The 23,063-nt window shown below is 45.3% G+C and carries 31 protein-coding genes; 25 read left to right on the top strand and 6 right to left on the bottom strand.

From position 1 onward, the window contains the following. The first annotated feature begins 43 nt into the window (after nt 1–43). Both ACQVGS_RS15480 and ACQVGS_RS15475 read left to right on the top strand, forming a co-directional pair. A complete protein-coding gene (locus tag ACQVGS_RS15480; protein WP_106020467.1) occupies nt 44–1,483 on the top strand; it encodes a tagaturonate reductase in 1,440 nt (479 codons plus the stop codon). After that, nucleotides 1,480–2,973, top strand: a complete 1,494-nt coding sequence (locus ACQVGS_RS15475) for a UxaA family hydrolase (protein WP_106020466.1) — start codon at nt 1,480–1,482, stop codon at nt 2,971–2,973. The genes ACQVGS_RS15480 and ACQVGS_RS15475 overlap by 4 nt, the downstream gene beginning before the upstream one ends. A gap of 38 nt (nt 2,974–3,011) precedes the next feature. Here ACQVGS_RS15475 and ACQVGS_RS15470 read toward each other — a convergent pair whose 3' ends face one another. Further along, nucleotides 3,012–3,776 (bottom strand): sulfite exporter TauE/SafE family protein, encoded by a 765-nt coding sequence (locus tag ACQVGS_RS15470; RefSeq protein ID WP_044156273.1) that lies wholly within the window; start codon nt 3,774–3,776, stop codon nt 3,012–3,014. A gap of 334 nt (nt 3,777–4,110) precedes the next feature. Continuing rightward, nucleotides 4,111–4,575, bottom strand: a complete 465-nt coding sequence (locus ACQVGS_RS15465) for a DinB family protein (protein WP_024121045.1) — start codon at nt 4,573–4,575, stop codon at nt 4,111–4,113. Nucleotides 4,576–4,777: 202 nt separating this feature from the next. Here ACQVGS_RS15465 and rapA point away from each other — a divergent pair, with 202 nt between their 5' ends. Continuing rightward, nucleotides 4,778–5,914, top strand: coding sequence for a response regulator aspartate phosphatase RapA (gene rapA, locus ACQVGS_RS15460; RefSeq protein ID WP_081638280.1), 1,137 nt, complete (start codon nt 4,778–4,780; stop codon nt 5,912–5,914). Continuing rightward, on the top strand, nt 5,904–6,038 hold the full coding sequence (phrA, locus tag ACQVGS_RS15455) for a phosphatase RapA inhibitor PhrA (protein ID WP_024121047.1): 135 nt from the start codon (nt 5,904–5,906) through the stop codon (nt 6,036–6,038). Before rapA ends, phrA begins: the two co-directional genes overlap by 11 nt. Nucleotides 6,039–6,079: 41 nt before the next feature. On the opposite strand, the gene ACQVGS_RS15450 is transcribed toward phrA, so the two are convergent. After that, complete coding sequence (locus ACQVGS_RS15450; protein WP_044156268.1) at nt 6,080–6,334, bottom strand: YciI family protein; 255 nt, start codon at nt 6,332–6,334, stop codon at nt 6,080–6,082. Between the two features lie 109 nt (nt 6,335–6,443). On the opposite strand from ACQVGS_RS15450, the gene ACQVGS_RS15445 reads away from it, so the two are divergent. Continuing rightward, entirely contained in the window at nt 6,444–7,391 is a 948-nt protein-coding gene (locus tag ACQVGS_RS15445; RefSeq protein ID WP_106020465.1) for an N-acetylmuramoyl-L-alanine amidase, read from the top strand. 248 nt (nt 7,392–7,639) lie between these two features. On the opposite strand, the gene ACQVGS_RS15440 is transcribed toward ACQVGS_RS15445, so the two are convergent. Beyond that, a complete protein-coding gene (locus ACQVGS_RS15440) occupies nt 7,640–7,867 on the bottom strand; it encodes a hypothetical protein (RefSeq protein ID WP_024121050.1) in 228 nt (75 codons plus the stop codon). Nucleotides 7,868–8,276: 409 nt separating this feature from the next. Here ACQVGS_RS15440 and ACQVGS_RS15435 point away from each other — a divergent pair, with 409 nt between their 5' ends. Both ACQVGS_RS15435 and ACQVGS_RS15430 read left to right on the top strand, forming a co-directional pair. Further along, nucleotides 8,277–8,900: a poly-gamma-glutamate hydrolase family protein gene (locus tag ACQVGS_RS15435; protein ID WP_024121051.1), complete on the top strand. Its 624-nt coding sequence runs from the start codon at nt 8,277–8,279 to the stop codon at nt 8,898–8,900. 54 nt (nt 8,901–8,954) lie between these two features. Then, the gene (locus tag ACQVGS_RS15430; RefSeq protein WP_024121052.1) at nt 8,955–9,791 is read left to right on the top strand and encodes a manganese catalase; all 837 of its coding nucleotides are present in this window, start codon (nt 8,955–8,957) and stop codon (nt 9,789–9,791) included. A gap of 44 nt (nt 9,792–9,835) precedes the next feature. On the opposite strand, the gene ACQVGS_RS15425 is transcribed toward ACQVGS_RS15430, so the two are convergent. Both ACQVGS_RS15425 and xre read right to left on the bottom strand, forming a co-directional pair. Then, on the bottom strand, nt 9,836–10,432 hold the full coding sequence (locus ACQVGS_RS15425) for an ImmA/IrrE family metallo-endopeptidase (protein ID WP_095713506.1): 597 nt from the start codon (nt 10,430–10,432) through the stop codon (nt 9,836–9,838). Nucleotides 10,433–10,592: 160 nt separating this feature from the next. Continuing rightward, nucleotides 10,593–10,934, bottom strand: a complete 342-nt coding sequence (gene xre / locus ACQVGS_RS15420; RefSeq protein WP_106022252.1) for an HTH-type transcriptional regulator Xre — start codon at nt 10,932–10,934, stop codon at nt 10,593–10,595. Nucleotides 10,935–11,112: 178 nt separating this feature from the next. Between xre and ACQVGS_RS15415 the strand changes: the two genes are divergently transcribed. From ACQVGS_RS15415 to ACQVGS_RS15330, 18 genes are all read left to right on the top strand, one after another. Then, nucleotides 11,113–11,292, top strand: a complete 180-nt coding sequence (locus ACQVGS_RS15415) for a YjzJ family protein (protein ID WP_024121055.1) — start codon at nt 11,113–11,115, stop codon at nt 11,290–11,292. Further along, nucleotides 11,279–12,115 (top strand): phage portal protein, encoded by an 837-nt coding sequence (locus ACQVGS_RS15410; protein ID WP_106022251.1) that lies wholly within the window; start codon nt 11,279–11,281, stop codon nt 12,113–12,115. Before ACQVGS_RS15415 ends, ACQVGS_RS15410 begins: the two co-directional genes overlap by 14 nt. Continuing rightward, entirely contained in the window at nt 12,015–12,815 is an 801-nt protein-coding gene (locus ACQVGS_RS15405; RefSeq protein WP_082687928.1) for an ATP-binding protein, read from the top strand. Before ACQVGS_RS15410 ends, ACQVGS_RS15405 begins: the two co-directional genes overlap by 101 nt. Beyond that, on the top strand, nt 12,815–12,982 hold the full coding sequence (locus tag ACQVGS_RS15400) for a hypothetical protein (RefSeq protein ID WP_106020463.1): 168 nt from the start codon (nt 12,815–12,817) through the stop codon (nt 12,980–12,982). The genes ACQVGS_RS15405 and ACQVGS_RS15400 overlap by 1 nt, the downstream gene beginning before the upstream one ends. A gap of 93 nt (nt 12,983–13,075) precedes the next feature. Continuing rightward, a complete protein-coding gene (locus ACQVGS_RS15395) occupies nt 13,076–13,426 on the top strand; it encodes an XkdD/Y8K6 family phage-associated protein (RefSeq protein WP_106020462.1) in 351 nt (116 codons plus the stop codon). Then, the gene (locus tag ACQVGS_RS15390) at nt 13,413–13,619 is read left to right on the top strand and encodes an XtrA/YqaO family protein (protein ID WP_010333893.1); all 207 of its coding nucleotides are present in this window, start codon (nt 13,413–13,415) and stop codon (nt 13,617–13,619) included. Before ACQVGS_RS15395 ends, ACQVGS_RS15390 begins: the two co-directional genes overlap by 14 nt. A gap of 116 nt (nt 13,620–13,735) precedes the next feature. Next, nucleotides 13,736–14,245: a sigma-70 family RNA polymerase sigma factor gene (locus tag ACQVGS_RS15385; RefSeq protein ID WP_024121061.1), complete on the top strand. Its 510-nt coding sequence runs from the start codon at nt 13,736–13,738 to the stop codon at nt 14,243–14,245. 117 nt (nt 14,246–14,362) lie between these two features. Further along, nucleotides 14,363–15,154: a terminase small subunit gene (locus tag ACQVGS_RS15380; protein ID WP_106022249.1), complete on the top strand. Its 792-nt coding sequence runs from the start codon at nt 14,363–14,365 to the stop codon at nt 15,152–15,154. Continuing rightward, on the top strand, nt 15,151–16,452 hold the full coding sequence (locus ACQVGS_RS15375) for a PBSX family phage terminase large subunit (protein ID WP_106022248.1): 1,302 nt from the start codon (nt 15,151–15,153) through the stop codon (nt 16,450–16,452). The genes ACQVGS_RS15380 and ACQVGS_RS15375 overlap by 4 nt, the downstream gene beginning before the upstream one ends. Beyond that, nucleotides 16,453–17,943 carry a phage portal protein gene (locus ACQVGS_RS15370; protein WP_024121064.1) on the top strand — a complete coding sequence of 497 codons (1,491 nt, stop codon included), beginning with the start codon at nt 16,453–16,455 and terminating at the stop codon, nt 17,941–17,943. A 19-nt stretch (nt 17,944–17,962) separates the two neighbouring features. After that, a complete protein-coding gene (locus ACQVGS_RS15365; protein ID WP_024121065.1) occupies nt 17,963–18,790 on the top strand; it encodes an XkdF-like putative serine protease domain-containing protein in 828 nt (275 codons plus the stop codon). Nucleotides 18,791–18,814: 24 nt separating this feature from the next. Further along, complete coding sequence (locus ACQVGS_RS15360) at nt 18,815–19,750, top strand: phage major capsid family protein (RefSeq protein ID WP_024121066.1); 936 nt, start codon at nt 18,815–18,817, stop codon at nt 19,748–19,750. Nucleotides 19,751–19,773: 23 nt separating this feature from the next. Continuing rightward, entirely contained in the window at nt 19,774–20,157 is a 384-nt protein-coding gene (gene yqbG / locus ACQVGS_RS15355; protein ID WP_024121067.1) for a protein YqbG, read from the top strand. Next, on the top strand, nt 20,154–20,510 hold the full coding sequence (locus tag ACQVGS_RS15350; protein ID WP_095713499.1) for a YqbH/XkdH family protein: 357 nt from the start codon (nt 20,154–20,156) through the stop codon (nt 20,508–20,510). The genes yqbG and ACQVGS_RS15350 overlap by 4 nt, the downstream gene beginning before the upstream one ends. After that, entirely contained in the window at nt 20,507–20,995 is a 489-nt protein-coding gene (locus ACQVGS_RS15345; RefSeq protein WP_106022247.1) for an HK97 gp10 family phage protein, read from the top strand. Before ACQVGS_RS15350 ends, ACQVGS_RS15345 begins: the two co-directional genes overlap by 4 nt. Before the next feature lie 12 nt (nt 20,996–21,007). After that, complete coding sequence (locus tag ACQVGS_RS15340) at nt 21,008–21,448, top strand: phage tail terminator family protein (RefSeq protein ID WP_106020456.1); 441 nt, start codon at nt 21,008–21,010, stop codon at nt 21,446–21,448. Nucleotides 21,449–21,450: 2 nt separating this feature from the next. Beyond that, nucleotides 21,451–21,663 carry a YqzN/YkzM domain-containing protein gene (locus ACQVGS_RS15335; RefSeq protein WP_059336109.1) on the top strand — a complete coding sequence of 71 codons (213 nt, stop codon included), beginning with the start codon at nt 21,451–21,453 and terminating at the stop codon, nt 21,661–21,663. Next, complete coding sequence (locus ACQVGS_RS15330; RefSeq protein WP_106022246.1) at nt 21,663–23,063, top strand: phage tail sheath family protein; 1,401 nt, start codon at nt 21,663–21,665, stop codon at nt 23,061–23,063. Before ACQVGS_RS15335 ends, ACQVGS_RS15330 begins: the two co-directional genes overlap by 1 nt.

Genomic DNA, 23,063 nt, shown 5'->3' with positions numbered 1-23,063 from the left:
AAAATGTTAACGTGTGCATAAATCTGAAAGGGAGGCAATGACGGTGCAAAAGCTGAATAAAAAATTGTACGAAAGCTATACACAGTATCCGGAAAGGATTCTCCAGTTTGGAGAAGGAAATTTTCTGCGGGCGTTTGTCGATTGGCAAATTGAGCAATTGAATCGACATACTGATTTCAATGGAAGTGTCGCGGTTGTACAGCCGAGAGGTTCAGAGAAAATCAAAAGATTAAATGACCAGGATGGCTTGTATACTCTTTTTTTACAGGGAATGAAGGATGGAGAAGCGGTAAACGAAAAGATGATTATCAATTCAATCAGCCGCGGGATTGATCTGTTTTCCGACTATGACGAGTTCAAAAAGTTGGCTTCAAGCGAAGCACTGCGTTTTATCATTTCTAATACGACCGAAGCTGGTATTGTTTGTGAGAAAGAAGACCGCTTAGAGGATAGGCCGCAAAAAACATTTCCAGGGAAATTAACAGCTTTTCTGTACTTTCGCTACCAGGCTTTTGCTGGAGACGAGACAAAAGGGTGTGTCTTGATTCCGTGTGAGCTGATTGAGAATAACGGGCAAAAGCTGAAGGAAGCGATTCTGCATTATGCTGGTCTATGGGAGCTGGAAGAGGGGTTTACGCAATGGATTCAGAACGCCAACACGTTTTGTAATAGTTTAGTAGACCGCATTGTTCCCGGTTTTCCTGTAGACAGCATTAATGAGATCACTGCGGAATTAGGCTATCAAGATGAACTGGTTGTTGTGGGAGAACAGTATTATTTATGGGTGATTGAAGGGCCGAATTGGATTGGAGAAGAATTGCCTTTTGCGGCAGCCGGTCTTCATACAAAGATTGTAAGCGATCTGACCCCATACCGGACGAAAAAAGTGAGAATTTTAAATGGCGCGCATACGGCAATGACGCCAGTGTCTTCTTTATACGGTTTGAAAACGGTGCGTGATTCAGTTGAACATCCGGCAGTGGGGCGCTTTGTTGAGGAGCTGATTCATGATGAAATACTTCCTGTTTTGAAAATGGAAGGGCTTGCTCAATATGCGGAGGATGTGCTGAATCGCTTTAAAAACCCGTACATCAAACATTATGTGGAAAGCATTGCACTGAATTCAGTGTCAAAGTTCAAAACGAGAAACCTGCCGACCCTTCAGGAATATGTTGAACAAAAGGGTCAGCTTCCTGCACGTTTAGTGTTTTCATTCAGCGCGCTTCTGTATGTTTATCGAAATAAGGAAATGCAGGATGACCCGGCTGTTCTTCAATTTTTCCAAGAGGTTTGGAATCAGGAGATCGGAGATATGCTCCGTATCGCTTCAGCCTTATTAGGAGAACAATGGCTGTGGGGAGCAAATCTGAATGAAATTCCGAAGCTGACTGAGAGAGTCGCTGATTACTTGAATGATATTCAAGAACTGGGAATGGAGCGGGCTCTTGAACAATGCTGTCTGCAAAGGGGGAAAGTGCTGTGAAATCATTTATAAAAATTCATAGACAGGATAATGTCTTGCTTGCTCTGCGTGATATTCGGAAGGGGGAGCGGCTGAACGCGGACGGCGTGTCGATTGAAGTAAAAGATGATATTAAAAGAGGCCATAAGATTGCATTGCAGCATATAAAGGAAAACGGCAGCATCATCAAATACGGGTTTCCGATCGGGCATGCGTTAAAAGATATTTTTATTGGGGAGCATATTCATGTTCATAATGCAAAAACAAATTTATCTGATATCCAAACGTACAGTTATACACCGAGATTTGAACAAAATCCATACACACATGAGGAGCGGACATTTAAAGGATATAGAAGAGAAAACGGCAATGCCGGTGTTCGCAATGAATTGTGGATCGTGCCAACCGTCGGCTGTGTCAATGGAATAGCCGAAAAAATGCTTCAGCGGTTTGTCAGAGAAACGAGGGATATTGCCCCATTTGACAACGTATTAGTGCTAAAACATCAATACGGATGCTCACAGCTTGGCGATGATCACGAAAATACTAGGCAAATCCTGCTGAACGCCATTCGCCATCCAAATGCCGGCGGTGTCTTGGTGCTGGGGCTCGGCTGTGAAAATAACGAGCTGGCAGCAATGAAAAAAGCGCTTCAGGATGTCAACAAGGATCGGGTGAAATTTCTCGAATCCCAGTCGGTGACAGACGAAATGGAGGCAGGTGTCGCATTGCTGAAGGACATCCATGAAGCGGCCAAAGGGGATAAACGGGAAGACATCCCGCTTTCTGAACTGAAAATAGGGTTGAAATGCGGGGGGTCTGACGGTTTTTCCGGCATCACAGCGAACCCATTGCTCGGACGATTTTCTGATTATATCATTGCGCAGGGAGGCAGCACGGTGCTGACGGAGGTGCCGGAGATGTTCGGTGCGGAAACGCTGCTGATGCAGCGGGCTGCCAATGAAGAGGTATTCCATAAAATTGTCGATTTAATCAATGATTTTAAACAATATTTTATAAAGCATGATCAGCCGGTGTACGAAAACCCTTCGCCAGGCAACAAAGCAGGCGGCATTTCCACCCTTGAGGATAAATCGCTGGGCTGCACGCAAAAGGCGGGGATTTCTCCTGTCTCGGATGTATTAAAATACGGTGAAGTGCTTCAGACAAACGGACTGACGCTATTGAGCGCGCCCGGCAATGATTTAATCGCCTCCTCCGCATTGGCTGCTGCCGGCTGCCACATTGTTCTGTTTACAACAGGACGAGGCACGCCGTTCGGCACTTTTGTTCCAACGGTAAAGGTGGCGACGAATACACAGCTGTACGAGACGAAGCCGCACTGGATTGATTTTAACGCAGGTCTCTTAGCAGAGGATGATGTTCATGAGGAATTTGTGCTTCGTGAGTTTATCGATTATATCACGAAGGTTGCAAGCGGAGAGCTCGTGAATCACGAAAAAAATGACTTCAGAGAGCTTGCCATTTTTAAATCGGGTGTGACGCTATAAACCAAGAAAGGCTATCCTGTTCAGGATAGCCTTGTTGATTAAATCAGCTTCAAGCCGCTGATTAAGATAATGGATGCCATAATAAATTGCAGCGGACGGGGTGAAAATCTAGGTGAGAGATGACTGCCAACCAGCACCCCCGGAATGGAACCGATAAGCAAATTGGCCGCTAACAAATAATCAACGCTCCCGAAGCTTGCGTTTAAAATACCTGCCGCAGTAACGAGCAGAAAAGCATGCGCAATATCTGTTCCGACAATGTCGGATGTTTTCATTTTAAATAAGTACAGCATAGCAATCGCAAACAACGAGCCGGAACCGATCGACGTTAAGCCAACGATAAATCCAAACACGACACCGATAAGAATCGTAAGCATCCGCTTGTCTTCTAGCGGCATCAGCTGCCAGCGGTTCGGGCGAAGTTTTTTGTCCAGAAACAGGCGGACGATGATCGAAATGGCAACTAGGGTCAACACATAACCAAGAGCGTGTTTAATAATCTCTTCCTGATGCTGGTGGAAGGCGGGGAACAAATGAAGTATGCCAATGGCTATAGAAGCACTCGGAATACTGCCGATGGCTAAGTATTTTACCAATTTAAAATTGATTGTTTTCTGCCGCCAATGGGACGCAACACCAAACAGCTTGGTGATCGAGTTATAGACAAGGTCCGTACCGACTGCAATGGAAGGATTGATTCCAAGCACTATTAAAAGAGGAGTTAAAAGCGCAGCTCCGCCTACACCTGTCAATCCGACTAAGACACCGACTAACAAACCCATCAAAATGATGCTAACACTCATGATAAAGGCCTCCTGAAAACCCGACTATTTTTATCAGATTATATATGATTAGGTCGCTTTAATCAATTAAATTTTTTGAATATTTGTACGGGTGTTTCTTTGATTTTTGTATGCTCAATATCTTTATTCATTTGCCCTATAATGAGTGTCAGGACGAGATGGGATTGAGTTTGACCGGTTAAAACAGGTAATTCCGGTCGGTATTTGGCTGAATGAGGTCAACCAGTCAGCTATATGCAAATACTGGCTGTCACTGGGAATGGGGTATATTGGATACGGTAGTGAACTGAAGGCAATAAAAAAGATACCTTTAGATCAGGTATCTTTTTTTAGGTTACATGCGCTGCTGATAAAACGGCAGCTCCGTATGGCCCATTTCCCTTACATAAACAAACAGGTTGCCTTTATGGTGAATTTCATGCTCCATCGCAAGCTGAAGCAATGCGCTGCCAGTGACTTTTCTTCCGAAAGTGGCTGTCAGGTCAATTTCTCTGTCAAGGTGTTCCTCAGTGAGCTGCTCAAGGATGGCAGCCGTTTTTTCTGTAAACGTTTTAGCCAAAACATTGAGATCTGTTTCCGTTTCTTCCTGCTGGTTTTGAAAAGGTGAGGCATTGCCTTCTTTAATGACATTTGCGAACAGATGGAAAGTCGTCAGGATGTGCTTGACAAGCTCTTCTGCTGACATTGATGTTTCCGTCGGTTTGTAGCTGTAATGATTTTTGCTGATTTTTTCTGTCAGCTCAATCGTCACATTGCGATGTGACAAAAAGTGACTCACAATTTGAGTGGATTGGCTCAATAGAATCTCCTCCATATGTAAAAATAAATGGTGCAATGAAATCCTATATCAATGGGCATAAATTAACAAGCAATATGCTGAGAAGTGATTGTATTTTTTGCGGTTAGCCGAAATTCGACAATTGCGGTCTTTTTGCGTTCTTCTTTTTCTTGTAAATATGATAAAATATGACATATCTCGGGTATATAAAAGGGGGGATTAATTGAGGATGAAGCAGACTATTCCGTCCTCTTATGTCGGGCTTAAAATTAATGAATGGTATACCCATATCCGGCAGTTTCACGTAGCTGAAGCCGAACGGGTCAAGCTCGAAGTAGAAAGAGAAATCGAGGATATGGAAGAAGATCAAGATTTGCTGCTGTATTATTCTTTAATGGAATTTAGGCACCGTGTTATGCTGGATTACATTAAGCCTTTGGGAGAGGACACCTCGCAGCTAGAGTTTTCAGAATTATTAGAAGACATCGAGGGGAATCAGTACAAGCTGACAGGACTGCTCGAATACTACTTTAACTTTTTTCGCGGGATGTATGAATTTAAGCAGAAAATGTTTGTCAGTGCCATGATGTACTATAAGAGGGCAGAAAAGAACCTTGCCCTTGTGTCAGACGACATTGAAAAAGCTGAATTTGCTTTTAAAATGGCTGAGATCTTTTACAATTTAAAGCAGACTTATGTCTCTATGAGCTATGCCGTTCAGGCGTTAGAAACGTATCAGATGTATGAAACGTACACTGTCCGCAGAATCCAATGTGAATTCGTTATTGCAGGTAATTATGATGATATGCAGTATCCAGAAAGAGCATTGCCCCATTTAGAACTGGCTTTAGATCTTGCAAAGAAAGAAGGCAATCCCCGCCTGATCAGTTCGGCCCTTTACAATCTCGGGAACTGTTACGAGAAAATGGGTGAACTGCAAAAGGCAGCCGAATACTTTGAGAAATCTGTTTCTATTTGCAAGTCGGAAAAGTTCGATAATCTTCCGCATTCTATCTACTCATTAACACAAGTTCTGTATAAACAAAAAAATGATGCCGAAGCGCAAAAGCAATATCGTCAAGGATTGGAAATCGCCCGTCAGTATAGTGATGAATTATTCGTGGAGCTTTTTCAATTTTTACATGCGTTATACGGAAAAAACATTGACACAGAATCAGTCTCACACACCTTTCAATTTCTTGAAGAACATATGCTGTATCCTTACATTGAAGAGCTGGCGCATGATGCTGCCCAATACTATATAGAGAATGGACAGCCTGAAAAAGCACTTTCCTTTTATGAGAAAATGGTGCACGCACAAAAACAAATCCAGAGAGGAGATTGTTTATATGAAATCTAAATGGATGACAGGTTTGTTGCTCGTTGCGGTCGGGTTCAGCTTTACTCAGGTGATGGTCCATGCAGGAGAAACAGCAGATACAGAGGGAAAAACATTTCATATCGCGGCACGCAATCAAACATGATGATGACAAAAAAAGACCCTCCGGTTGCGGAAGGGTCTTTTTTATTTCAGCTTCCATTCCTTAATGGTCAGCTCAGAGGACCCGCTGAACACCAATGGATCAGCTTGTCCGATTTCGCGCGCCTCTTCCAGTGAGCCCGCTTTGATGACGTAGGCTCCGCCTGTGGCGTCGCTGAAAGGCCCGAACATTTTTAAGCGTTTTTCTGCCTGCAGACGGTCCAAAAATTCATAGTGTCCGGCTGCATGCTTCTGATTGAATTGATCTGTTCTCGTAGTCAGCATTAAGTACGTATTCAAGAATGTCTCCTCCTTTTGAACTTTAGCTTAGCACAATTATCCATATAGCGGTGCTTTTCGTCCTACGAATGCCACCTATTGATGAAAAAAGAAAAAGGAGAGATGATAGGTGAGCATTCAAGTGAAGAAAAATTTGGTTTCTGAGGCAAAGTACGCGCTGAAATGCCCGAATGCGATGTCCGCTGAATATATTACCATTCACAACACGGCAAACGACGCGTCCGCTGCCAACGAAATTAGCTACATGATCGGGAACACCAGCTCGACAAGCTTTCATTTCGCGGTTGATGATAAAGAGGTGATTCAGGGATTGCCGCTTAACCGTAACGCTTGGCATACTGGTGACGGCACAAACGGTACAGGCAACCGCAAGTCGATTGGCGTTGAAATTTGCTACAGCAAATCGGGAGGCCCAAAGTACGAGGCAGCCGAGGCATTGGCGATCTCTTTTGTGGCACAGCTTTTGAAGGAGCGGGGCTGGGGAATTGATCGAGTCAGAAAGCACCAAGACTGGAACGGAAAATACTGCCCGCACCGCATTTTATCAGAGGGGCGCTGGGAGCAAGTCAAGGCGGCAATTGAAGCGGAATTAAACGGCAGCGCCTCAGCGAAAAAGGTTTCTCCTTCTGCGCAAGTGTATCATGTGAAAAAAGGAGATACGCTGTCCGGCATCGCAGCATCACACGGTATCAGTGTGAAAACTCTGCAAAGCTTAAATCACATCACTGATCCAAATTACATTAAAGTCGGACAGGAGATCAAGCTTTCCGGGACTGCCTCTTCCTCTAAAAGCCATGCCGCATCCTCTTATCCGCTGCCATCGGGGGTAATCAAAGTAACGAGCCCGCTGACAAAAGGCACAAAAGTAAAGCAGGTTCAGACTGCGCTGGCAGCTCTTTATTTTTATCCTGATAAAGGGGCGAAGAATCATGGGGTGGACGGTGTATATGGGCCAAAAACAGCAAATGCTGTCAAACGCTTTCAATCTGTCAGCGGATTAACGGCAGACGGCATTTACGGGCCGAAAACGAAAGCTAAAATTGAACAAAAACTATAATGAAAAAAGGAAGCTTCACTTGGATGGAGCTTCCTTTTTTACCTTACATACAAACGGCAGCAAGAACCTTTTGACTGATTTGGCACAGCAGGAGAGCGCCGCGCCACAATAGGATGTTAAGAGTTATGAACAATTTGCTAGGCATAAAGTTAACAAGAAATCTAGAAAAGCAAAAAACCTTCGAGCAATAAAATAGAAAATAAAAAGACCCGGTGATCACCGGGGAAAAGAAATAGAACGTTAAAGGTTTAGTAATACTTTTTATATTCTACTTTGTAATCATAGTCATGCTTGTCATGATCATAACACTTTTTGCCGTGGTCATAATATTTTTTGTCATGGTCATAGTATTTTTTGTCGCAATCATAATCTTTCTCATGATCATCATAATACTTTTTATCGTGGTCGTAATACTTCTTGTAGTACTTCTTTTTGTAAGTGTAATACTCTTCTTTATATTTTTTATAATAACCCATACTAACGCCTCCTTTAATGTTTGATCAGTTTTATTATATGGATTAAAAAAGAGATGGTATGGTCAAATGTATTCGTTATCAAAAAAAGGCTGTTTTCAAAAACAAACTGATAAAAATGGATAGCGTGCCAGCTTACATAAGCCTTTTAAAAGAATGATTTATAACATTTATACTTAATCCACCTGTAGATCGACCGCATAAGGCCCCCATTTAAACGCCGCAGTTTTTCTTTCTAGTAAAATAAGTGCTTACTTTTCTATCGCCTCAGCTGTTGAAAGAGTTGACACATTCCAGCAAGATATCGATAAATCCCTTCATATATCTCCTGATATGGAAATACGATAAAAAGGTTTTCATTCATAGATGAGTAGAGTAAACTGGTGCTGACTGATAAAGGAGAGCGCTTAACATGAAAGATATGTATGACAGTTTTTTATCTCTTTCTGCGTCTGAATCGGAATACCGGATTATTTATGAAGAGAACAGCGGGAGCGAGCATATTGTCATCGGCCCTCACGGCGGAAGAATTGAGCCGGGCGTCAGCGAACTGGTGCGGGCATTTGCTGATCAAAGTTCCATTTATATCTTTGAAGGATTGAAGCAGCGCAACAACCGTTCGCTCCACCTGACAAGCACTCGTTTTGATGAACCGCTTGCCATAGAAAAAGTAAACGCCCACCGATTCGCGCTGGCATTTCACGGCTATCATGATCTGAAAAAGCCGCATACATTGGTCGGGGGCGCGGATCGGATAAAAGCAGAAGCCATTTGCGAGTTGCTGAATGAGGCAGGTTTCAGTGCGGAACTGGTCAGTGAAAAAGACCGGCTGGCAGGTGTTCATCCGCAAAATATCGTCAATCGGACGAAAAGGGAGATGGGGCTGCAGCTGGAATTGAGTACGGCGCAGCGGAGCGCGCTGTTTCACAATTTTGGCTGCCGTAAGGGACAATACATAGAAAACAATCTTTTTTCTCGATATGTGAATGCCGTTAAGCTTGGTTTTTATGGAAGAAGCAAGCAGGACCTGCAATAACTGCCTATTCCTTCATATGCTGTGATTGTTTGAATGCGCAGGGAGGAATAAACGATGTTTTATCATATTAAAGAGCTTCAGTATCAGGCAAAGCCTTCCCATCCGGATCCTGTTTATGCGAAAAAGCTCCAAGAGGTGCTGGGCGGCCAATTTGGTGAAATTAGTGTGATGATGCAATATTTGTTTCAGGGTTTTAACTGCAGGGCGGATGCCAAGTATAAAGATTTGCTATGTGATGTGGGGACGGAAGAGATCGGACATGTGGAAATGTTGGCTACGATGATTTCCAGGCTTCTGGATGATGCTCCCGCTGATGTACAGGAGAATGCTTACAAAAGCAACCCCGCTATTGCAGCAGTGATGTCAGGGATGAATCCTCAGCACGCTATTGTGTCCGGCTTGGGTGCGATGGCATCAGATAGTGAGGGCTATCCGTGGAATGCAAAATACATTATCTCAAGCGGAAATCTGCTGGCGGATTTCCGTGCAAACTTAAATGCGGAAGCCCAGGGGCGCCTTCAGGTGACACGGCTTTACGCCATGACTGATGATCCCGGGGTAAGAGATATGCTGTCATTTTTGATTGCGAGGGATACTTATCATCAAAATATGTGGTATGCAGCGATTAAAGAGCTGGAAGAAAGAGAACGGGATATTGTCGTTCCCACGACATTTCCGCGTGAGCTAGAAAAGCAGGAAGTATCCTATGACCTGTTTAACTTTTCCAGAGGGGATGAAAGCTCACAGGGAAGGTGGGCTCATGGCGAATCATTTGACGGCCGGGGAGAATTCAGATATATACCGGCTCCGATTGCATTTGGTCCGGAACCTCATCTTAAACCGGCACCGAAGTGGTTGCATGATACGATGCCTCCCATGTCAAAATGCTAGTTTCTCTGCGGTCTGAGGACATATGTCCCCAGACCGTTTTCATGTCAGCCGCGCCTTCTGATATTGTACAGTGCTTTTGCTTCCGCTACCTGTAATGGGGGCTGATCTTCCTCATATTCCGCTTTTGGCCGCTTATCAGATAATAAATAAGCAAGCCGCTTCTGAAATTGAATACCTGCTTTACGCCGTTCAAACATTTCAAGTCTTTTCTCAGCAAAGTCCTTTGTCACCCGGAATACCGTCGCAATGGTTGCAAGAGCCTGACTTCTCCATTGCGGCAGTTCCATCTGCAACAGCATAAAGGTTGGCACACAGAAGTGGTACATAAATTGGTTCGCCTGAAATTCCTGCAGCTCCCTGAAGAGCTTGTTCATCTGAAAATGATTGCCTGCATGCTTTAATACGTGGCACAGTTCATGGCCAAAATCCTCCCATTGCTCTTCCTGGGACTTTCTTTGGTTCAATATGATACTGTACATGCCGTCGTATTTCACCATCATGCTTCCCATATCCTCGAAATGAACCCATATATCAAGATCGTTTGCGATTTTCAGCATGTCAATGTGATGGGGAGAGGTGATGCCCAGCCGGCTGTATAAATTTTTTACGTATTCCTCCAGATGTGATAAGTAATCGCCCAATTGAATACTCCCTTTCGAACATATGTTCTGTTTGTAGCGAGAAAGAAAAGCCCGTTTAGGACTAAAAAGTGTGTTGAAATCTTTCCCTTTTCTTTAAAAAATAAACACTTTTTCTTTATATCGGTCTATTTTTTATATGTTTTAGAGAACAGAGAAATATTTATTTGTTTTTCGATTTCCGGTTTTTCTCTTTTTCTTTTAAATAGTTGATAAATTCGATGGCCTGCTGTTTGCTTTCAGGGGAAAAATCCTGCATATCCCGGTATGCGAGCTGCAAGTCCGGATCAGAAAACATATCATCATCAGATTTTTTTTCTTTTCCTGTTAATAAGTAATCCGTTGTCACTTGGAAGTAATCAGCCAGCTTTTGCAGTGTGTCGTAATCAGGTTCGCTTCGCCCGTTTTCATAATGAGAATATCGTGCGCGCGATACACCGATGTGAGATGCGATTTCTTCCTGTGTCCTTTTCCCTCTGAGACTCTTCAATCTGCCGCCTATCATACTATGACCTCTCTTTTTTAAACTCCCTAAGTTACTTATGATTATAGATACAATCTGTATCAAAATAAAGTTATGATAAAAAAAGTATCAAAAATAACTTGATGATACAGAATGTATCGTTTATACTTGGTAACAGTTGATACGAATTGTATCAAAAACAAATCGGGGGAGTGATCACATGCATCCGATTCAAATCGTTTTTAGTGAACATCCGATAGATCAGCGCCATCTCGGACAATCCGGCGGCTCCATTTCTTTTACGGCATGCGGCCTTCCGGTATTCCATTTTGAAAATCGAGAACAATTTCAAGCGTACTTGCTGTTAAAAGAAGAGGTGAAACGCAATGAAAATGGATAAAAGCTATCCTTTTCCTATGTATTCAGGGCTGTTGAATTCAGAACATTATGACAAAATAGGCTCGGCCCTGTGGCTGTTTCTCTGGTTTATCAGCTCAACGACAAAAGAAATTGAAAAGGACGGCGTGAGCTGGGGAATTGTGCTCGGCCATAAGCCATTAAAAGCAAGAGAGATGGCGGCCGTATTCGGTGTAAGTGAAAAAACAGTCAGAAGATGGCTGGAGCTTCTTGAAAGCCATGGATACATAAAGGCTGCCCGCGCGCCATACGGACTCATGATTTCTGTGAAGCACTCTAAAAAATTCAGCTTCAGATCGGACAAAACTGCACACCGCAGCGATAATGAGCGGTCATTTTCGCCGCTGGCACAGGACAAAGAAGACCGCTCTAATATAGATAAAGCAAAAACATATACTGCTGCTGATGATGCAGTGGATCACATTGCGAAGCGGTTTACACAATTACGGTCGGCTCAAGAAGGACGCACCGTGTATCCTTCCTCCAGAGATTATCAAGCCATCGCCCGTATTGTCGCCATCGGCGTTCCCGTAACGCAAACAATCAAATGGCTTGAGGAATGTTTTCAAGCTTTTGAAAACCGGCGAACTGCTGCTTCAGAAACGATAAAGGCCTTTCGCTACTGTTCGAAATTCATCGAAGACCGATTTTTCGCGCAGCAAGCCAAAAAGACCGCCGCAATACAACATGAGAGGAATGAAAGTAATGACAAAACATACAATCGAGCAGATTTTAGACGAGTTGAGAAAAGGGAGACGTCCATTACTGGCGGACAAACCGGCCGAATCAGACGCAAGCCGGTATGATTGTCCGCGCTGCAAGGATCAGGGAGGATATCTCAGCCGGCAAGACGGTCTGGAAGTGTGGACAATGTGCAGCTGTATGGCAGAACGAAAAGTGAAACGGCTGCTTGGCGCAAGTGAAATTACACCTGCTTTCAGACAGCTTGGCTTCCATGAATTCCGCACCCAAGGGAAGCCACAGGCCGTCAAGGACGCGTTTGAATGCGCCAAAGAGTTTGTGGCGGATTATGAACAAATCAAGGACAGCCGGAAAAACAGCATCGCCCTTTTGGGTCAGCCTGGTTCCGGGAAAACACATCTTCTTACCGCTGCGGCCAATGACCTGATGAGAAAGCGCCATGTGCCGGTCATTTATTTTCCGTTCGTTGAAGGCTTTACTGATTTAAAAAATGATTTTGATCTTTTGGAAGCCAAGCTGAATCGAATAAAGCAGGCAGATGTGCTGTTCATTGATGATCTCTTTAAACCGGTAAACGGCAAACCGCGCGCCACTGATTGGCAGCTGGAACAAATGTATTCCGTTTTGAACTACCGCTACTTAAATCATAAACCGATTCTGCTTTCAAGCGAGCTTACGATTGAAACGCTCGTCCGGGTTGATGAAGCGATCGGCACGAGAATCTATGAAATGTGCAGTGATTATTTAGTGATTATCAAAGGAACAGCGTATGACCTGAATCATAGATTGGAGGGCATCAGATAATGTGCAGGCTCTGTAAGACAAAGAAAGTAATTGTTGAACATACCGGGATCGGAGCGGTTTTTCATCCATGTCCGAACTGCCGGTCCGGCAATGATTTAACGCCGGTTATTCAAAAGCTGGAACAAATGCTGACAGCCGGAAAAGCGGGGCTGAATGCCCGTGATTAAACAGCTGGCTGCTCTGTTCGCGTTGCTGTTTCGGGCGAAGCGGACAGAAAAAAACATCGAACAATGGTACAAGGATGATGGGAAGTGAAGCAGATGCAAGAAACAAAACAATTTGAAATGAGTCCTGCGCCGTGGCGTGCTGTCGCAAGCGGAGATACGAAGCCAATTTATATCTATTCTGCTTACAGTGAAGAAGAAAAAGAGAGATTCCCTTATTCAAACGGCCGGCTGATCGCCGCTGTATTTGACCTCAGCTCTTTTTCGCAAATAAGCAATGCCAACTTGATGGCAGCCGCACCTGAGCTGAAGGAAGCGGCTAAAGCGGCGCTGGATTTTCTAAACGGGAATTCCGCTCACTCCAAGGAGCACATCATAAGGGTATTAGAAAAAGCTAACAAAAGTGCTGAACCCGAAAGGAAGGAAAAGACATATGATCAACCCTAAAAAGCTCGTAAATATTGATTCCATCACGCTCGACAGCCAGCTTGAGGATGGGAAAATCCGCGTTATTATAGTCGACGGCATAAAGCATGAAGCCTGGATCACAGAAGCTCCGGAGCACGGGAAAACGCTTGTTGAAACGAGAAAGGGAGACCTTGCCCGAGTAGAATTTGAAATCGGCTACAAATTAAACTAAAGCGAAAAAAGAATACGTCCAAGACGGAAAGCCTGCGGACACTGATCAACATGCACAGCATTTGTGCGTTGATTGGTGTCCGCTTTTTTATTGCACAAATGAGGAGGAATCATAGAATGCAAGACTTATTATTTGAATATAAACGCACATTAAAACAAACAAGAACACAATATAAACCGCTCGCTGAAGCAGATGAATCAGTGCTCTCAGCTGAGGACATGAAGGATAAAAAGATTATCAGAAACATCATCACAGACCTTGAATATGTAACAGAATGGCTTGAAAAAGGAAGACAGCCCGGCATCAGACGGGCGATTGACCGGCGTGATGCGTATCAGCGGCTGATGATCAAAGATCCAAGAATCATAGAATCATTTTCTTGCGATATGATGTTTGAGCCGGACGGACAGGTATCTGAGGAAGACAGGGAGAGAATCCGAGAAGCTTTATCCCTTTTAACGGACAGGGAGAAAGAAATGTTTTTGCTGCACAAGGTGGAATGCTTTTCTTATGAACGCATTGCCGATCTTCTTGGCGTCAAAAAATCAACTGTGCAGACAACAATCAAACGGGCTTTATTAAAGATGCAAAGACAGCAGGAGGAAATAAACCGATCGCTTGCCTGAATGCTTGTCATACGTTTGCCACCTATAAGTGAAAAGAGCATGACACATAAGCGGACGGCATAACCGGCCGCTTTTATGAATAGAAATCCATGCTGGAGGTGGCGGTGATGCCGTAGCATGAAAACACAACAGAGAGAACAAGCATTAGCAATCTATCAGCACCATCAGGGAAATATCACAAACAGGGCCATTGCAGACACAATCGGCGTTTCGGCGAAAACAATCGGCATCTGGAAAAAACAGGACGGATGGAAAGAAGTTTTGTTTTCTGAAAACGGACTTAAGCAGCGCCGCATAGAAAACGATGAATTAAATGAACGGCAGCGGCTGTTCTGCCTGTACTATGTAAAAAGCTTCAATGCGACACAATCAGCGATCAAGGCGGGCTATTCTCCGGACAGCGCCCATGTGACGGGCTGCCGGCTGTTAAAGAATGAAAAGGTTGCCGCTGAAATCAGGCGGATAAAAAAAGAAATGGTGAATGAAGTGTTTATTGAAGCGATGGACGTTTTGCAGGTATATGTCAAAATCGCGTTCGCCGATATCACGGATTATGTGACCTTTGGCAAAAAAGAGGTGCAGGCCGTCGGAAAGTCGGGACCGCTGTTTGATGAAGATGATAACCCGATCATGAAGGAAATCAGCTTTGTCGACGTCAAAGACTCCGGTCTCGTTGACGGCACCATTGTCACGGAGGCAAAGCTCGGCAAGGAAGGCATCGCCATTAAGCTTGCCGATAAGATGAAAGCACTTGAAAAGCTGTCATTATACTTTGATTTGTTTCCGGATCAATTTAAACAAAAAATAGAAAATGAGAAGTTAAAGCTCGCGAAACAAAAAGCGGAAAAAACTGATGACGGCCGCGAGCCAATTGAAATCATGATCAAACGAAAAGAGGACAAGGCATGATTGTAAAAGAAATCAATCCTCATTTTGAAGATTACGTGTTCAATTGGGAGCAGACGTACCAGTTTCTCGTCGGCGGCTACGGCTCATCAAAAAGCTATCATACGGCGCTGAAAATCGTGTTAAAGCTGTTGAAGGAAAAGCGGACGGCGCTCGTCATACGCGAGGTGTTCGATACCCACCGGGATTCGACCTTCGCTTTATTTGAAGAGGTGATTGAAGAGCTTGGTCTCTCGAAGGCAGCCGCAGCACTTTCTTCCCCGCTTCAGCTGCGGTTTCAAAACGGCAGCCGGATCATGTTCAAAGGAATGGACAACCCGGCGAAGCTGAAATCTGTTCACAACATTTCTTTAATATGGATTGAAGAGTGCTCTGAGGTGAAGTATGAAGGCTTTAAGGAATTAATCGGCCGTCTTCGCCACCCTGAGCTGAAGCTGCATATGATTTGCACCACCAATCCCGTCGGCACCTCCAATTGGACGTACCGGCATTTTTTTCGGGATGAACGCAATCAGCGGTTTGTGCTGGATGACAGCGAGCTTTACGAAAAGCGGACACTTGTCAGGAGAGATACGTATTACCATCATTCCACGGCAAACGACAACCTCTTTCTCCCGAAAAGCTATATCAGGCAGCTTGACGGACTGAAGGAATATGATCCTGACTTATACCGAATTGCCCGTAAAGGCAGGTTCGGCGTCAATGGAATCAGGGTGCTGCCGCAGTTTGAGGTGCTCCCGCACGACCGTATTGAAGAACGTATTGCCGCCATCAGCCAGCCGATCCTTCGCACAGGCATGGATTTTGGTTTCGAAGAATCCTACAATGCTGTCGTCCGTCTCGCCGTCGATCCTGATAAGAAATATCTCTACATTTATTGGGAGTATTATAAAAACAAAATGACAGATGACAGGACCGCTGAGGAGCTGCGGGAATTGGCTGAAACACAGGAAATGATCAAAGCCGACTCTGCTGAGCCGAAAAGCATTCAATATTTCCGCCAGCAGGGTTTTCGGATGGTCGGAGCCAGGAAGTTTCCCGGCTCCAGGCTTCAATACACCAAAAAGGTGAAACGCTTCAAAAAGATCTTCTGTTCGGACCGCTGTGAAAATGTCATCTATGAGCTCAAGACACTGACGTACGCCAAAGATAAAAACGGCGCGCTGATTGAGGATGAATTCACGATTGACCCGCATACGCTTTCTGCTATTTGGTATGCGCTCGATGATTATGAGGTCGCAGATGTGAAGGAAACAGCGCAAAAACGAATCCGTCCGAACCGAGAAAGGAGGAGGTCATAAATGCCGCACAATCAAACAGTCAGAGCAACGGTTTTAAAAGCCAATGCATCTGCTCCTCAGACAAAGCAAATTTATGAAGACGACTTTTCTGATTTGTACGGAGAGGATATCATCGCTCCGCCCTACAATATCACTGAGCTCAAAACAATTGCTGAATACTCAACCATTCTTCAGCAATGCATTGATGCGTACAGAGTGAATATTACTGGTTTTGGTTTTGATGTGGAGTACACGTTTGATGTCAACGCCACGGATGTCGACCAGGAGAAAAAGAAAAAAGCAGAAAAAGACTGGGCCAGACTTGAAGCCTTTTACAAATGCCTTCACTTTGATGAATCTGCTGAAATGATTTTAGGCTATGCCATTGAAGACAGGGAAAAAACCGGAAACGGCTTTATGGAAGTGCTTCGCGACGGGATGGGAAAACCGGCTGGCATTGAATATTTGGATGTGAAATATATGCGCGTATGCGGAGCCGGCGAGCCTGTCGAAGTATCTTTTATGTATGAAGAAAACGGAAAAGTGAAGAGAATCAAAAGGCAAAAACGGTTTCGGAAATTTGTACAGATGATCAATGGAAAAAAAGTATTTTTCAAAGAATACGGCGATCCCCGAAAAATGGACATGCGCACGGGCGAGTATGTCAGCACACTGGCTGAAAAGCACCAAGCAAACGAAGTGATCCATCTTAAAATCGGAAGCGGCGTATACGGCGTGCCCCGCTGGGTAGGCAATATCGTCAATTTATACGGCGCCCGGAAAGCGGAAGAGCTCAATTTTATGTACTTTAAGCAGGGGCGTCACGTACCCGCTGCGATTACGGTGGAAAACGGGATGCTGTCTGAAGCTTCTTACCGGGAACTGCAGGAGTATATGAATGACCTTGAAGGTGTGGAAAACGCCCATAAATTTCTTCTGATTGAGGCGGAAGGCATCGCGAAGGAGAAGGACCTTCACGGCGGTGAAGATATCACGCCGGTTTCTGTGGAAATCAAATCCCTTGCGGAAATCCTGCAAAACGACGCCTTGTTTCTTGAATATGATGAAAAAAGCAGAAATAAGCTGCGCTCTGCTTTCCGTCTGCCGCCGCTTTATACGGGAGAAGCTCAGGAATACAACCGGGCTACGGCTGATACAGCGAGAAAAATTACGGAGGAGCAGGTGTTTCAGCCAGAGCGGAAAACGCTTGTCAACAAATTGAACACACTGCTTTTGCCGGAGCTGAATCTTCACGATGTGAGGCTGACATTAAAAGGACCGGACTTTCGTGATCCGCTTGAGATTGCGAAAGTGCTCGGTCCTTTTATTACAGCTGGAGCCGTTTCGCCGAATGATTTGCGAGACCTTGCCGGACGGGTGCTCGGCAAAACGCTTGAGGAGTGGCCGGAGGACATTTACAAACGCCCTGCCGGACAGGATGCTGAAAAGACAAATCTGACAGCACTTATGCAGGAGCTGAAGGACAGCATCGAAGATATCAAAACGTCCTGAAGGGAGGTGAATCAAGCAGGTGGCGCGGGAATTGAAAAATGCCAAAATCAGCTTTGTCAGCTATGTGGACAAGGCGGCAAACCAGACAGAATTTTTCTTTACGAAGTCAGCCGAACCTCCGTCATTTGAAAAAAAAGTTCGGCTGTTTACGAAAAGCGAGCAGGATGAACAAAAGCTCGTATACGGAATTGTGTATGAGCCTGATGTTCCAGATGCCCACGGCGACTATATGACCGCAGAAGAAATTGAAAAAGCGGCGCATGGCTTTCTTGCAGACGCGCGGGAGATTGATATCAATCACAGCTTTGAAGGCGGCACAGGTGTGGTCGTTGAATCCTATGTGGCGCCCGATGATTTTATCATCGGAACAAAACGGATTACAAAGGGCTCGTGGGTGCTTGTGACAAGAGCGTCAGATGAGGTGTGGGAACAAATCAAAGCCGGCATCATCACCGGCTACAGCATGGCGGGCACTGCTGATGTATATGAAGAAGAACCGGTTGAAAAAGCCGGATTTCTAAGCGTGTTTAAGCAGCTGCTGGCCGACAAAACAGGAAAGGAGACTGAAGAAATGAGGAAAGAAGACATGAGGGAATCAATCGAGCATGCGCTGTATCCGTTGCTCAAACGGCTGGAGACAATTGAAAAAAACACAGAAACAGAGGAAAAACCGGAGCAGACGGGAGATGACGAGCGCCTGAAGAAGCTCGTTGAGGACATGATTGCCCCGCTGATCGAACGCATTGAGGCCCTGGAAAAAGCTCGGGGAGCCTCTAAACAGACGGCGGACGATGCGGCCGGCAATACAGAGCAAGTCAAAAAATCAATCTGGAGCGGACTGCTGTAAACCAGTCAAAGAGGAGGAAATCAATTGAGAAATCAAGAGATCATTCGGAAAGCGGAAATGTCGCTTTCTGCTTTAAAAAGCGGCGGGCTCATGAACCCTGCACAAGCATCAGCTTTTATCCGCATGGTGCAAAACACGCCGACGATTTTCAGTGAATCCCGTGTGATTCAAATGGAAAACGATTCGCAAAAATTTGAGAAAATCGGTTTCGGCCAGCGTATTTTGCGCGCGGCTCAAGAAGGAAAGGCGCTGACAGCAGACGAACTGACGGTTCCGACGACAAGCACTGTCCAGCTGAACACAAAGGAAGTCATTGCGGAAATTAACATTACGTACGACACGCTCGAAAACAATATTGAAAAAGGCGGACTGCAGCAAACGATCATGCAAATTTTAGCAGAGCGGGCGGCAGTTGATATTGAAGAGCTGATCGTAAACGGAGATACTGCATCAGCAGATCCATACCTGGCGCAGCTGGACGGCATCCGTAAACAAGCAGTGTCACACATCGTCGATATGAACGGTGAAGAACTGTCCAGAGCGACATTTAAAAAAGGCTTAAAGGCTGTTCCGCCAAAATATTTGCGCATCCCTCAGGAATTCAGATTCTATACATCGCACGGCTTAGAAGTTGAATGGAAGGACCGCGTGGCGGACCGCCAGACAAATCTTGGGGACCAGGCTGTTCAGGGCGGCTTGTCCACAGCATTCGGCGTACCGGTAAAAGGGGTATCCAATATCCAGCCGTACGCAGTCGGAGAGGGAGACGCGCAATATGATGCGTCCGATATCATTCTGACACATCCGAAAAATATCATTCTCGGCTTCTCACGCAATATTCGAATTGAAGTCGACAAGGATATCCGCTCCCGTAAGTTCATCATTGTCTTAACGGCGAAGCTGGACAGCAAGTTCGAGGAAGAGGATGCCTGCGCTAAATTAATTAACGTAAAAGAATAATCGAAATGGGGTGGCCAGCTTATATGCTCATCGAACCGACGGACGTTACCGCCTATTCGGTCTATGACCAGGTGAAAAACAGGCCGGAAGAACTGCTGGCGCAGGATATCATCGAGGCGGAATCGGAAGCGGCCCTCATTACAGGGCACAGCTTTACAGACAGCATCTACGACCCGCTCCCTGAAAAGGCGAGATTAGCTTTGCTGAAGCTCGCCCAATACTTTGCGCTAGTAAACAGCGACGAATCAGCCGCATCAAGATATCAGTCTGAGAAAATGGGGGATTACTCCTACACGGTTTCCGGTGAAGCCGGCATTCAAAAGCCCGATGTATATCATTTGCTGGAAGAGTTTATCGCACCGGACTATGTTCCGGAGTCTGCCAGATTGAAGGTGCGGTCGTTATGAGTTATCAGCAGATGCTGATCCATCGCTGTGATATTTATCATGAAACAGCGCAGCCGCCGCCGGCGGGACGATTCGGAATTCCGGCGGACAAGCTTCAGCCGGTCTTTTCATATCCGAATACACCTGATGAAGAAAATGTCCCTTGCTACTTTACAGAAAAAACGCAGCAGCTGATTCAGGAGGAGCCTGATCAAACCGTGTATCACAGCTTGCTTGTCCATTTTCCATTCTCTGCGGATATCCGGATGAACGACAAAATCATTTGGCAACACAACAGCTATATTCTGAAGCTGCCAAAAAAGATCAGACACCATCATTGGGAAGTCATCGCTGTCAGAGATGAAAGTCTATGAAGATAGCGGGACTTAAAAAGCTGAACGCATCGTTAAAAGAAGCGGCATCCGGCGGTTTTTCCCGCGAGGCGTCCCGGTGGCTTGAAGAGTGTGGGCAAGATTTTCTGGAGATCGTACAATCTGAACTCATCAGCACGCAAACGATAGATACAGAAAAACTGCTCAGCTCCTTTCAGAAAGGCTCAGAGGACAACCTCTGGAAGGTACAAAGCGGCGGACTCTCACTTGAGGTCGGGACCCAGCTTGAATATGCTTCTTTTCTCAATGACGGCCACTGGACGTCAAAAGGAGACGATGTGAGATGGGTGCCGGGGCATTTTCAAGGCTCACGGTTTATCTATGATCCGGCTTCTTTCACAGGCATGGCACTCAAGAAAAAATGGATACCCGGCACGAGCTATTGGGAGCATGCACTGCTTCTATATGAACAGATGTTTGCAAAATCAATGGAACATAAATTGCGCCAGTGGCTGAAAAAGATGTAAAGGAGGAGCCGGATGAACAGCGAAACAGGATCGATCATGGCTTTTTTGTACAGCCAGTGGTCTGTTCCCATTTATGAAAGCGAGCTGCCTGATCAGTTTCAAGTGCCGTCTTTATATGTCCCTGCGCCATCTGTTTTTGAAGAAACAGATACAGTCTCCACATTTAAAAAAACCTACAGTCTCAATGTAAAGCTGTTTCATCTTGACTCCGTGCAGGCGCTGGATGAAGCGGACAGGCTGGCGGATGCCATCAGAGAAGCGAGAAATATAGTTCCGCTGCTTAGTGAATCCGGTGAGAAGACAGGGGATATGCTTCGCATCACCCGAATTGAGACAAGGGTGGGAGACAGGGGCGAGGCGGTCATGGTGATCAGGTGGAGCAGCCGATATTATTATCATAAAACAGAACAGCCTGTCTTACAGGATATCGATATGAACAGCGGGGTGAAATAGCGGTGGCAAAGCAGAAACAAGCGAAGGCTGTACATACAGAGAGCCGGGAAGCTCTTTTTGATACAGCGGATTTGATCAAGCACGCAAAGGAACTGTTCGGCGTTAAGCCGGAGATCCTTCAGGGGGCTTTATTTGGCGTGGACAAAACACGCCTGACGAAATCAGAGGCAAGTCAATTGATACAAACATTTTTAACTAAGGAGGTCATGCAATAATGAATGGCGGAACATTTACAGCAGGAAAAGAAAAGGACCGTGCAGGCATTTATTTCAATTTTAAAACGACGGCACAGGAACGGGTGTCACTCGGTGAACGGGGGACGGTCGCACTTCCGGTCGCATCAAGCTGGGGCGAAGCGAAAACATTCGTCTCCATTTCAAGCGTGGAGGATTTAAACAAAAAAGTGGGTCTCAGCATCGACGATCCATCTTTATTACTGTTGCGTGAAGCGAAGAAAAACGCGAAAACGGTATTGATGTACCGCCTCACTGAAGGCGTCAGAGCATCTGCCGATATTGCCGAAGGCGTTAAAGCGACTGCTCTATACGGAGGATCAAAAGGGAATGACATCATCATCCGCATTAATGAAAATGTACTGGATGCAGCGTCATTTGATGTCACAACGTATATGGATGAATCAGAAGTGGATAAACAGACTGTCAAAAAAGCTGAAGAATTAACAGCAAACGGCTATGTGACATTTACCGGAAAAGGAGACCTTTCCTCTTCAATTCCGCTGACTGGATCAGAGGGAGACGCGGCTGCCGAGACGCTGAACGCATCTGCGGGTATCCGTTTATCCGGCGGTACAGATAAAGCGCCGGTCAACTCAGACTATACTGATTTCTTGGCTGCGGCTGAAACGGAGAGCTTTGATGTCATCGCTTTGCCGGTTGCAGAAGGAGATCAGCTGAAGGCGACCTTTGCCGCATTCATTAAGCGTCTGCGTGACGGTCAAGGGCAAAAAGTCCAAGGGGTAACAGCCAACTACAGCGGTGACTATGAAGGCATCATCAACGTGACAGAAGGTGTGCTGCTGGAAGATGGAACAGAAGTGACACCGGACAAAGCGACGGCGTGGGTAGCCGGCGCAAGTGCGGGAGCAACCTTTAACCAATCTCTCACATTTGTGGAGTATGAAGGTGCCGTTGATGTCTTAAACCGCCTTGACCACGACGCGATTGTGGAACGCTTAGCCAAAGGCGAATTTTTATTCACATTTGACGCCCGCGATAAATCGGTAAGCGTAGAAAAAGACATTAACTCACTTGTCACGTTTACGGCTGAGAAAAACAAGAAGTTTGCGAAAAACAAAATCGTCCGTGTACTCGACGCAGTCAATAACGATTTAACACGCGAGCTGAAAGCATTAATCAAATCAAGAAAGGGAAGCGGAAGCGACATCCCGGCCTCTGAAGACGGGCTTCAGTATGTGAAAACGATGATTACGCAATACATGACAACACTTCAGGATGCGGGCGGCATTACCGGTTTTGATTCTGATCAAGATATCACAATTTCAATGAATGAAGACCGTGACGGCTTCTTGATTGACCTTGCTGTACAGCCTGTCGACGCGGCAGAAAAATTCTACTTTAATGTGGAGGTAAACTAA

The organism is Bacillus sp. SD127, assembly GCF_058566445.1.
This window is presented reverse-complemented; position numbering and strand designations above follow the sequence as displayed.

Coding starts and splice junctions, on each gene's coding strand:
- ACQVGS_RS15470 (WP_044156273.1), bottom strand. CDS start 3,776: ATGAGTGTTAGCATCATTTTGATGGGTTTGTTAGTCGGTGTCTTAGTC.
- phrA (WP_024121047.1), top strand. CDS start 5,904: ATGAAATCTAAATGGATGACAGGTTTGTTGCTCGTTGCGGTCGGGTTC.
- ACQVGS_RS15440 (WP_024121050.1), bottom strand. CDS start 7,867: ATGGGTTATTATAAAAAATATAAAGAAGAGTATTACACTTACAAAAAG.
- ACQVGS_RS15435 (WP_024121051.1), top strand. CDS start 8,277: ATGAAAGATATGTATGACAGTTTTTTATCTCTTTCTGCGTCTGAATCG.
- ACQVGS_RS15430 (WP_024121052.1), top strand. CDS start 8,955: ATGTTTTATCATATTAAAGAGCTTCAGTATCAGGCAAAGCCTTCCCAT.
- xre (WP_106022252.1), bottom strand. CDS start 10,934: ATGATAGGCGGCAGATTGAAGAGTCTCAGAGGGAAAAGGACACAGGAA.
- ACQVGS_RS15415 (WP_024121055.1), top strand. CDS start 11,113: ATGCATCCGATTCAAATCGTTTTTAGTGAACATCCGATAGATCAGCGC.
- ACQVGS_RS15410 (WP_106022251.1), top strand. CDS start 11,279: ATGAAAATGGATAAAAGCTATCCTTTTCCTATGTATTCAGGGCTGTTG.
- ACQVGS_RS15405 (WP_082687928.1), top strand. CDS start 12,015: ATGACAAAACATACAATCGAGCAGATTTTAGACGAGTTGAGAAAAGGG.
- ACQVGS_RS15400 (WP_106020463.1), top strand. CDS start 12,815: ATGTGCAGGCTCTGTAAGACAAAGAAAGTAATTGTTGAACATACCGGG.
- ACQVGS_RS15395 (WP_106020462.1), top strand. CDS start 13,076: ATGCAAGAAACAAAACAATTTGAAATGAGTCCTGCGCCGTGGCGTGCT.
- ACQVGS_RS15390 (WP_010333893.1), top strand. CDS start 13,413: ATGATCAACCCTAAAAAGCTCGTAAATATTGATTCCATCACGCTCGAC.
- ACQVGS_RS15385 (WP_024121061.1), top strand. CDS start 13,736: ATGCAAGACTTATTATTTGAATATAAACGCACATTAAAACAAACAAGA.
- ACQVGS_RS15380 (WP_106022249.1), top strand. CDS start 14,363: ATGAAAACACAACAGAGAGAACAAGCATTAGCAATCTATCAGCACCAT.
- ACQVGS_RS15375 (WP_106022248.1), top strand. CDS start 15,151: ATGATTGTAAAAGAAATCAATCCTCATTTTGAAGATTACGTGTTCAAT.
- ACQVGS_RS15370 (WP_024121064.1), top strand. CDS start 16,453: ATGCCGCACAATCAAACAGTCAGAGCAACGGTTTTAAAAGCCAATGCA.
- yqbG (WP_024121067.1), top strand. CDS start 19,774: ATGCTCATCGAACCGACGGACGTTACCGCCTATTCGGTCTATGACCAG.
- ACQVGS_RS15350 (WP_095713499.1), top strand. CDS start 20,154: ATGAGTTATCAGCAGATGCTGATCCATCGCTGTGATATTTATCATGAA.
- ACQVGS_RS15345 (WP_106022247.1), top strand. CDS start 20,507: ATGAAGATAGCGGGACTTAAAAAGCTGAACGCATCGTTAAAAGAAGCG.
- ACQVGS_RS15340 (WP_106020456.1), top strand. CDS start 21,008: ATGAACAGCGAAACAGGATCGATCATGGCTTTTTTGTACAGCCAGTGG.
- ACQVGS_RS15330 (WP_106022246.1), top strand. CDS start 21,663: ATGAATGGCGGAACATTTACAGCAGGAAAAGAAAAGGACCGTGCAGGC.